Below are 7,014 nucleotides of genomic sequence, written 5' to 3' on the forward strand. Positions count from 1 at the left end.
CGGTTGTTGCGGCGCGTCGCGCTCGGCGGGGCGGTCGCGGCACTCCTGGCTGGCAGCGCGGGCGTCGCGGTGGCGCAGTCGATGATGCCTCACGGCTTCGACGATCCTTGGGATGCCGCGGACTATCGGCACAGCTTCGCCCTCCCCAGCGGGCGCGGATGCGAACTTCGGATCATGGTGTAGGGCGCGGCCGAGAACGAAGCTCTGACGCCTGCAGCCGCCGAGTTCGCCGCGAGACTGCGTCAGACCGACGTGTGGCGTGCGCTGGACTTTGAGCTCGGCACCCGGATGGACAGCGATGACTCGATCCGGAACCCCGATCAGACCTCTGTGCTCGATGAGAACGGCCGGTTCGGCGATGCGCAACTCTCACCCACGCAGCGCAGCGCCGACGAAGTGCGCGTCGCGGTCGTCTCGAATGCCGTAGACGCATTTATCCATCAGGGAATGGCGATTGCCGGGGCCACGCCGGAATCTGCCCAAGTGTGGACCTCGGTGCGGTGCGATGTCGAGGTAACTCAGTGACGCGCGCCCGAGACCGCGCGCTCACCGCGGCCCTGACCGCGGCATCCCCCGACATCCTCGCGTACCTGCAGCGGCGGGTCGGGCTCGACGACGCACCGGACCTGCTGGGCGAGACGATGGTCGTCGCGTGGCGGCGGGCCGGCGACCTGCCGGACGACCCGGAGCGCGCGCGCATGTGGCTGTTCGGCATCGCGCGGTACTGTCCTCAACCACGCTCGCGGGCAGCGGCGGCGGTGGGCGCTGGCCGACCGCATCCGAGGACAGGCGACGGATGCCGCGGTCACGTCGCCCGCCGCCGACGACGGCTCCGAAGTGCGTGATGCGATCGACCGGCTCGAACCCGACCTCGCCGAACTCGTACGGCTCGTGCACTGGGAGCGGCTGACGATCGCCGACGCGGCCGAAGTGCTGGGCATCCCGGCATCCACCGCCCGAGGTCGCTACGCGAAGGCGAAGGAGGAGCTGCGGGCGGCGCTGGGCGTGGGAGTCGGCACCGGCGACCGGTGAGCACGGAGCCTGCTCGCCGGTAGAATCGGGGCACTATGGCGACTTTCGGCACCCTCAGCGACCGGCTGACAGAGACCTTCCGCAACCTCCGCACCAAGGGCAAGCTCACCCCGGCGGACGTCGACGGAACCGTCCGCGAGATCCGGCGCGCGTTGCTGGATGCCGACGTGGCGCTCGCGGTCGTCAAGGAGTTCACCGCCAAGGTGCGCGAGCGTGCGCTCGGCGACGAAGTGAACAAGGCGCTCAACCCCGCCCAGCAGGTGGTCCAGATCGTCAACGAGGAGCTCGTTGCGATCCTCGGCGGCCAGCAGCGGCGCCTGCAGTTCGCGAAGAACCCGCCGACGGTCATCATGCTCGCGGGCCTCCAGGGCTCGGGAAAGACGACGTTCGCGGGCAAGCTCGCCAAGCAGCTCGAGAAGGACGGGCACACCCCGCTCCTCGTCGCGTGCGACCTGCAGCGTCCCAACGCCGTGAACCAGTTGCAGGTCGTCGCGCAGCAGGCGGGTGCCGCGATCTACGCGCCCGAGCCGGGCAACGGCACGGGCGACCCGGTGCGCGTCGCGCGCGACGGTGTCGAGACCGCCCGCCGACAGCAGCACGACGTCGTCATCATCGACACCGCGGGTCGCCTCGGCGTCGACGCCGAGCTGATGAAGCAGGCATCCGACATCCGCAAGGCGACGAACCCGGACGAGGTGCTGTTCGTCATCGACGCCATGATCGGGCAGGATGCCGTCAACACCGCGAAAGCGTTCCAGGACGGCGTCGACTTCACCGGCGTCGTGCTCTCCAAACTCGACGGCGACGCGCGCGGTGGCGCGGCGCTGTCGGTCGCAAGTGTCACCGGGCGCCCCATCATCTACGCGTCGACCGGTGAGGGACTCGACGACCTCGAGGCGTTCCACCCCGACCGGATGGCGAGCCGCATCCTCGACCTGGGTGACGTCCTCACTCTCATCGAACAGGCGCAGCAGGCCTTCGACGAGGAGGAGGCCCGCAAGGTCGCCGAAAAGCTCGCGACCGAGACCTTCACGCTCGAAGACTTCCTCGATCAGCTGCAGCAGATGAAGAAGATGGGCTCGATGAAGAAGATGCTCGGGATGCTCCCGGGCATGGGCCAGATGAAGCAGCAGCTCGACCAGTTCGACGACCGCGAGCTCGACCGCACCGAGGCGATCATCCGCTCGATGACGCCGGGGGAGCGACGCAATCCCAAGGTGCTCAACGGATCGCGTCGGCTGCGGATCGCCCGAGGGTCGGGCATGACCGTCACAGACGTCAATCAGCTCGTGCAGCGCTTCGATCAGGCATCGAAGATGATGAAGACCGTTGCGCGCGGCGGCGTGCCGAACATCCCGGGGATGGGCCCGATGGGCGGCAAACCGGGGGCGTCGAGCAAGCGCGGCAACAAGCAGAAGGCGCGCGGTTCCGGTGGTGGGTCGCGTTCCGGAAACCCCGCCAAGCGCGCGGCGGAGAATGCCGGGATTGCGGCGGCGCAGAGTGGCGCGACCGCGCCGACCGGGTCGGGGTTCGGCCTCGGCGGCGGTGCGAAGGCGCCGAGCGAGGCGGATCTCGCTGAGATTCAGAAGCTGTTCGGCAAGGGCTGAGGCGTTGCGGGTCACGACGTGGGTCGCCGTGATCTCGATACACGCCGGCGCTGGCGCGCCGACGCACTCGATCACCGGCTGAGGGTCGGGCGCGTGGTCAAGCGTTGATCACCGGCTGAGGGTCGGGCGCGTGGTCAAGCCTCGATCACCGGTTGAGGGTTGAGCGAGCGGCGAAGCCGCGAGTCGAAACGGCGTTCGTGCGCCCGGCCTCACGACCCGAGCGAGGCGAGGTGGTCGCGCAGCGTCGGGCCGGCGCGGAACTCGCGGATGAGGTGCTGCACGACTTCGCGCAGGTCGCCATCGGCGGCATCGGCGACGAGCAGCTGTCGCGTCGCACTGGCACCATCGTCGAGGATGCGGCCCACCCCGGCGAACTCGCGCGCGCAGTGCAACTCCTCAGCGATGGGAGCGAGCTGCTCGAGCGTCTCGCGCAGATGATCGGCTACGGGGCGTTGTGTACCGTCGCTGTCCACGATGATGCGCGCATCGGTGCCGTAGCGGGCCGAGCGCCACTTGTTCTCCCGCGCGAACCACGGCTGCAACGTCCGCAATTCACGGTCCTCGTCGAGCTGGCGGGAGAAGTGCTCCACGAGCACCTGCACGAGAGAGGCCACCGCCGCCAGTTCGGGGAGGGTCGACATCCCGTCGCACGCGCGCACCTCGATCGTTCCCCAGCGCGGAGCGGGTCGGATGTCCCACCGCACCTCGGTGGCGTCGGCCATGACTCCGGTGCGCACCATGTCGTCGAGGTAAGCCTCGAACTGCACCCAGTCCGTCAGCGGCCACGGCAGGCCCGCAGTGGGCAGTTGCTGGAACACGAGCGAGCGGTTGGACGCGTACCCCGTGCGCTCGCCGGCCCAGAACGGGCTGGATGCCGAGAGGGCCTGCAGATGCGGCAGGTACGCCGTCAAGGCACCCAGGATGGGCAGGACCTTGTTCACGTCCTCGACGCCGACGTGCACGTGGATGCCCCAGATCATCATGTTCCGCCCCCACCACTGGGTGCGCTCGATGAGCTTGTGGTAGCGCGTCTTGTCGGTGACCTGCTGGTCGTACCACTGTGCGAACGGATGGCTCCCCGCGCACAGCAGCTCGATGCCGAGCGGGTTGGTGACTTGCCGCACGTCGGCGATCGCGTCGGCGATGTCGTCGACCACCTCCGCGACGGTGTCCCCGACGCCGCTCGTGACCTCGATCGTGTTCGTCAGCAGCTCACCGGTGATGGTGTGGCGCTCCAGCGCGGACTTCTCCTCGAGCGAGGCGAGCACTTCGGGAGCGCGGGGGACGAGGTCACCCGTCGTCCCATCGGCCAGCATGATCTCCCATTCCACGCCCACGGTGGAGCGGCGGGATGTGGCGAACGGCACCGTCATGGGGCACAGTCTGACACGACGTCGCGCGTGGGTTCGCGGCATCCGTCATGATCTGGCAAAATAGAACGCTGGACCGCTCGCTCGACCCTCTATCCGGCGAGGAGGTCCACCACAGAGCTTCCGCCGGGTGTGCACCCCACAGCCCGAGCGACGTTCGTCACCTCACAACACCACTCAGGAGAATTGTGGCTGTCAAGATTCGTCTCAAGCGCCTCGGCAAGATCCGGGCGCCCTACTACCGCATCGTCGTCGCCGACTCGCGCACCAAGCGCGACGGTCGCGTCATCGAGGAGATCGGCAAGTACCACCCCACCGAGGAGCCTTCGCTCATCGAGGTCGACTCCGCGCGTGCGCAGTACTGGCTCGGCGTCGGCGCACAGCCGACGGAGCAGGTCACCGCGCTACTGAAGCTCACCGGCGACTGGGGCACCTTCAAGGGCGACGCGGACGCGGTCTCGACCGTGCAGACCGCCGGCGCAAAGGAAGAGTTCCGGGTCGACACCGCCAAGAAGTCCGTCATCAAGCCGAAGGCCGAGAAGAAGGCCGAAGAGCCTGCTGCAGCCGACGAGGCTGCTGCCGAGACCGCTGCGGCCGACGCCGAGTAAGTCCGTTGCTCTCCGCCGCGCTCGAGCACATCGTCAAGGGGATCGTCGACCACCCGGACGACGTCGCCATCCGATCCTCCTCGTCGTCACGCGGCGAGGTCCTCGAGGTGCGCGTGCACCCCGACGACCGGGGCAGGGTGATCGGGCGCGGCGGGCGCACGGCCAAGGCGCTGCGCACGCTCGTGTCGGCGCTGGCCGACGGCGCGCGCGTCCGTGTCGATGTCGCGGACGACTGACGTGGCAGCGGCAGGACCCGCGCGCACCCAGTTGCGCGTCGGGCGTCTCGTGAAGGCCCACGGCCTCAAGGGCGCCCTCAAGCTCGAGCTCTACACCGACGACCCGGACGGCCGTTTTGTGCCGGGCGCCGTCTTCACCCTCCAGGTCCCGGAGTCGTCGCCGTGGCACGGCGAGACCGTGACAGTGCGCGAGTTCCGCTGGATGAATACGCATCCCGTGGTCTTCCTCGAAGAAGTCGAGGACCGCACCGCAGCGGAGAGCATCGTCCGTGCGATCCTGTGGATCGACCAGGACGAGTCCGCTCCCGCGGAGGACGATGCCTGGTACGACCATCAGCTCGTCGGGCTCGACGTCGTCCGCGACGGCGTGAGGGTGGGACGTGTCATCCGCGTCGACCACCTGCCGGCCCAGGACCTCCTCATCGTCCGTCCGGCAGCAAGCGATGACGAGGTGCTCGTCCCGTTCGTCGCGGCGATCGTGCCCGAGGTGGACATCGCCGCCGGCCGCGTCGTGGTGACGCCGCCTGCGGGGCTTTTCGAAGAGCTTCCCGCCGACGCGGCAGAGGACGAGCTGGCGACGGATGCCGACGCCACAGCGACCGACGACGCGTCGGCATCCGATACCCCGGCATCCGGCGCACCGGAGCCGGACGGGCGCTGACGTGCGCATCGACGTCGTCACGATCTTTCCGGCGTTCTTCGATGTCTTGGAGGTCTCGCTCCTCGGAAAGGCGCGGGACGCCGGCATCCTGGACGTACGCGTGCACGACCTGCGCGACCACACCCACGACCGGCATCGGACCGTGGACGACACGCCGTACGGCGGCGGCGCGGGCATGGTCATGCGACCCGAGCCGTGGGGTGAGGCGCTCGACGCGATTGCGGCGGATGCCGGCACTGCCCGCCTCACGATCATCTTCCCGTCGCCCGCGGGCGAGGTCTTCACGCAGGCGACGGCGCGCGACTTGTCCGCCGCGCCGCACCTCGTCTTCGGATGCGGACGCTACGAGGGCATCGACGAGCGCGTCTTCTCCTACGCGGCGACGCTCGGCGACGTGCGCCTCGTGAGCCTCGGCGACTACGTCCTCAACGGGGGAGAGGTCGCCGCGATGGCGATTATCGAGGCGATCGGCCGCCTCGTCCCGGGCGTCGTGGGCAACCCCGCCAGCCTCGTCGAAGAGTCGCACGAGGACGGCCTGCTGGAGTATCCCTCGTACACGAAGCCCGCGTCGTGGCGCGGCCTGGACGTGCCCGACATTCTGTTGAGCGGTCACCACGCACGCATCGACGAGTGGCGGCACGACCAGCAGGTGCAGCGCACCCGCGAGCGCCGACCCGACCTGCTGGCGGAGTGACGGGCAAGCGCCGCCGGTCTGAGCAGGTGTTCCCGCCCCCGTCCCGCGGCGCGGCAGCGCCGCTGAAAAGCCGACGGGCGCTCTTACGTGAACTCGACGAGCCGGATCGGGCAATACGGATGTGAGTGCAGACAACGAGGTGATCGAACGCTCCGGTGACGAGCCGGGGGCGTTCGCGTCGATCTACGACCGACACGCGCCGGCGATCTATCGCTACGCGTCGCAGCGGCTCGGAGACCACGCGGCCGAGGACGTCATGTCCGAGACCTTCCTCGTCGCCTTCGAGAAGCGGGCAGGCTACGACCTCGATGTCGTCGACGCCCGTCCCTGGCTGCTGGGGATCGCCACCCGCCTGATGCGCAAGCATGTGCGGCTGGAAGCGCGGGCATGGAAGGGCATGGTCGCGGATGTCGCGGCGCAGCTCGCGCCCGACGTGATCGAGCAGGCGGGTGCGCGGTTGGATGCCGCGCGGCTGACCCGGCGCCTGGCTTCGGCGCTGCGGAAGCTGTCGGCATCCGACCGCGACACCCTGCTGCTGTACGCCTGGGGCGACCTCGACTACGCCGGCGTCGCCGCCGCGCTCGACGTGCCGATCGGCACGGTGCGCTCACGGCTCAACAGGGCACGCCGCCTGCTGCGCGATGCGGCAGAGCGGCCTGGCACGCCCGAGACCGAACAGGAGACGGACCATGGACGAACTGACGCTGCTGCGCAGCACGCGTAGCGACATCGAACCACCCCGGGACGCGTTGGACCGGGGCCGCGCGGCGCTGCTGGAGCGTGCAGCGGGTGGGTCCGGGGTACCG

At 69.3% G+C, this 7,014-nt stretch carries 11 protein-coding genes; 10 read left to right on the top strand and 1 reads right to left on the bottom strand.

The genetic code is table 11. The features are described from left to right. From WBP48_RS14665 to ffh, 5 genes are all read left to right on the top strand, one after another. Positions 1-183 (top strand): hypothetical protein (locus tag WBP48_RS14665; RefSeq protein ID WP_424441493.1); only part of this gene is annotated, 183 nt, incomplete at its 5' end. 69 nt (positions 184-252) lie between these two features. Further along, on the top strand, positions 253-525 hold the full coding sequence (locus tag WBP48_RS14670) for a hypothetical protein (protein ID WP_424441494.1): 273 nt from the start codon (positions 253-255) through the stop codon (positions 523-525). Continuing rightward, positions 522-845 carry an RNA polymerase sigma factor gene (locus WBP48_RS14675; protein ID WP_424441495.1) on the top strand — a complete coding sequence of 108 codons (324 nt, stop codon included), beginning with the start codon at positions 522-524 and terminating at the stop codon, positions 843-845. The genes WBP48_RS14670 and WBP48_RS14675 overlap by 4 nt, the downstream gene beginning before the upstream one ends. Beyond that, positions 766-1,032: an RNA polymerase sigma factor gene (locus WBP48_RS14680; protein ID WP_424441503.1), complete on the top strand. Its 267-nt coding sequence runs from the start codon at positions 766-768 to the stop codon at positions 1,030-1,032. The genes WBP48_RS14675 and WBP48_RS14680 overlap by 80 nt, the downstream gene beginning before the upstream one ends. 35 nt (positions 1,033-1,067) lie before the next feature. Next, positions 1,068-2,639: a signal recognition particle protein gene (gene ffh / locus WBP48_RS14685; protein ID WP_424441496.1), complete on the top strand. Its 1,572-nt coding sequence runs from the start codon at positions 1,068-1,070 to the stop codon at positions 2,637-2,639. 209 nt (positions 2,640-2,848) lie between these two features. Here ffh and WBP48_RS14690 read toward each other — a convergent pair whose 3' ends face one another. Next, positions 2,849-4,012 carry a glutamate--cysteine ligase gene (locus WBP48_RS14690; RefSeq protein WP_424441497.1) on the bottom strand — a complete coding sequence of 388 codons (1,164 nt, stop codon included), beginning with the start codon at positions 4,010-4,012 and terminating at the stop codon, positions 2,849-2,851. A 185-nt stretch (positions 4,013-4,197) separates the two neighbouring features. Here WBP48_RS14690 and rpsP point away from each other — a divergent pair, with 185 nt between their 5' ends. From rpsP to WBP48_RS14715, 5 genes are all read left to right on the top strand, one after another. Next, positions 4,198-4,617, top strand: a complete 420-nt coding sequence (gene rpsP, locus WBP48_RS14695; RefSeq protein ID WP_424441498.1) for a 30S ribosomal protein S16 — start codon at positions 4,198-4,200, stop codon at positions 4,615-4,617. Positions 4,618-4,622: 5 nt separating this feature from the next. Further along, positions 4,623-4,853 carry an RNA-binding protein gene (locus WBP48_RS14700; RefSeq protein ID WP_424441499.1) on the top strand — a complete coding sequence of 77 codons (231 nt, stop codon included), beginning with the start codon at positions 4,623-4,625 and terminating at the stop codon, positions 4,851-4,853. Further along, positions 4,837-5,514, top strand: a complete 678-nt coding sequence (gene rimM, locus WBP48_RS14705) for a ribosome maturation factor RimM (RefSeq protein ID WP_424441500.1) — start codon at positions 4,837-4,839, stop codon at positions 5,512-5,514. The genes WBP48_RS14700 and rimM overlap by 17 nt, the downstream gene beginning before the upstream one ends. Position 5,515: 1 nt before the next feature. After that, entirely contained in the window at positions 5,516-6,208 is a 693-nt protein-coding gene (gene trmD, locus WBP48_RS14710; protein WP_424441501.1) for a tRNA (guanosine(37)-N1)-methyltransferase TrmD, read from the top strand. Between the two features lie 121 nt (positions 6,209-6,329). Beyond that, the gene (locus WBP48_RS14715; protein WP_424441502.1) at positions 6,330-6,932 is read left to right on the top strand and encodes an RNA polymerase sigma factor; all 603 of its coding nucleotides are present in this window, start codon (positions 6,330-6,332) and stop codon (positions 6,930-6,932) included. Positions 6,933-7,014 lie beyond the last annotated feature (82 nt).

It is taken from the genome of Microbacterium sp. (genome assembly GCF_049661145.1).
Lineage (GTDB): Bacteria > Actinomycetota > Actinomycetes > Actinomycetales > Microbacteriaceae > Microbacterium.

What these genes read in the sequence shown, in the direction of transcription:
- rimM (WP_424441500.1), top strand. Translation starts at nt 4,837, where the DNA reads ATGTCGCGGACGACTGACGTGGCAGCGGCAGGACCCGCGCGCACCCAG.
- ffh (WP_424441496.1), top strand. Translation starts at nt 1,068, where the DNA reads ATGGCGACTTTCGGCACCCTCAGCGACCGGCTGACAGAGACCTTCCGC.
- WBP48_RS14690 (WP_424441497.1), bottom strand. Translation starts at nt 4,012, where the DNA reads ATGACGGTGCCGTTCGCCACATCCCGCCGCTCCACCGTGGGCGTGGAA.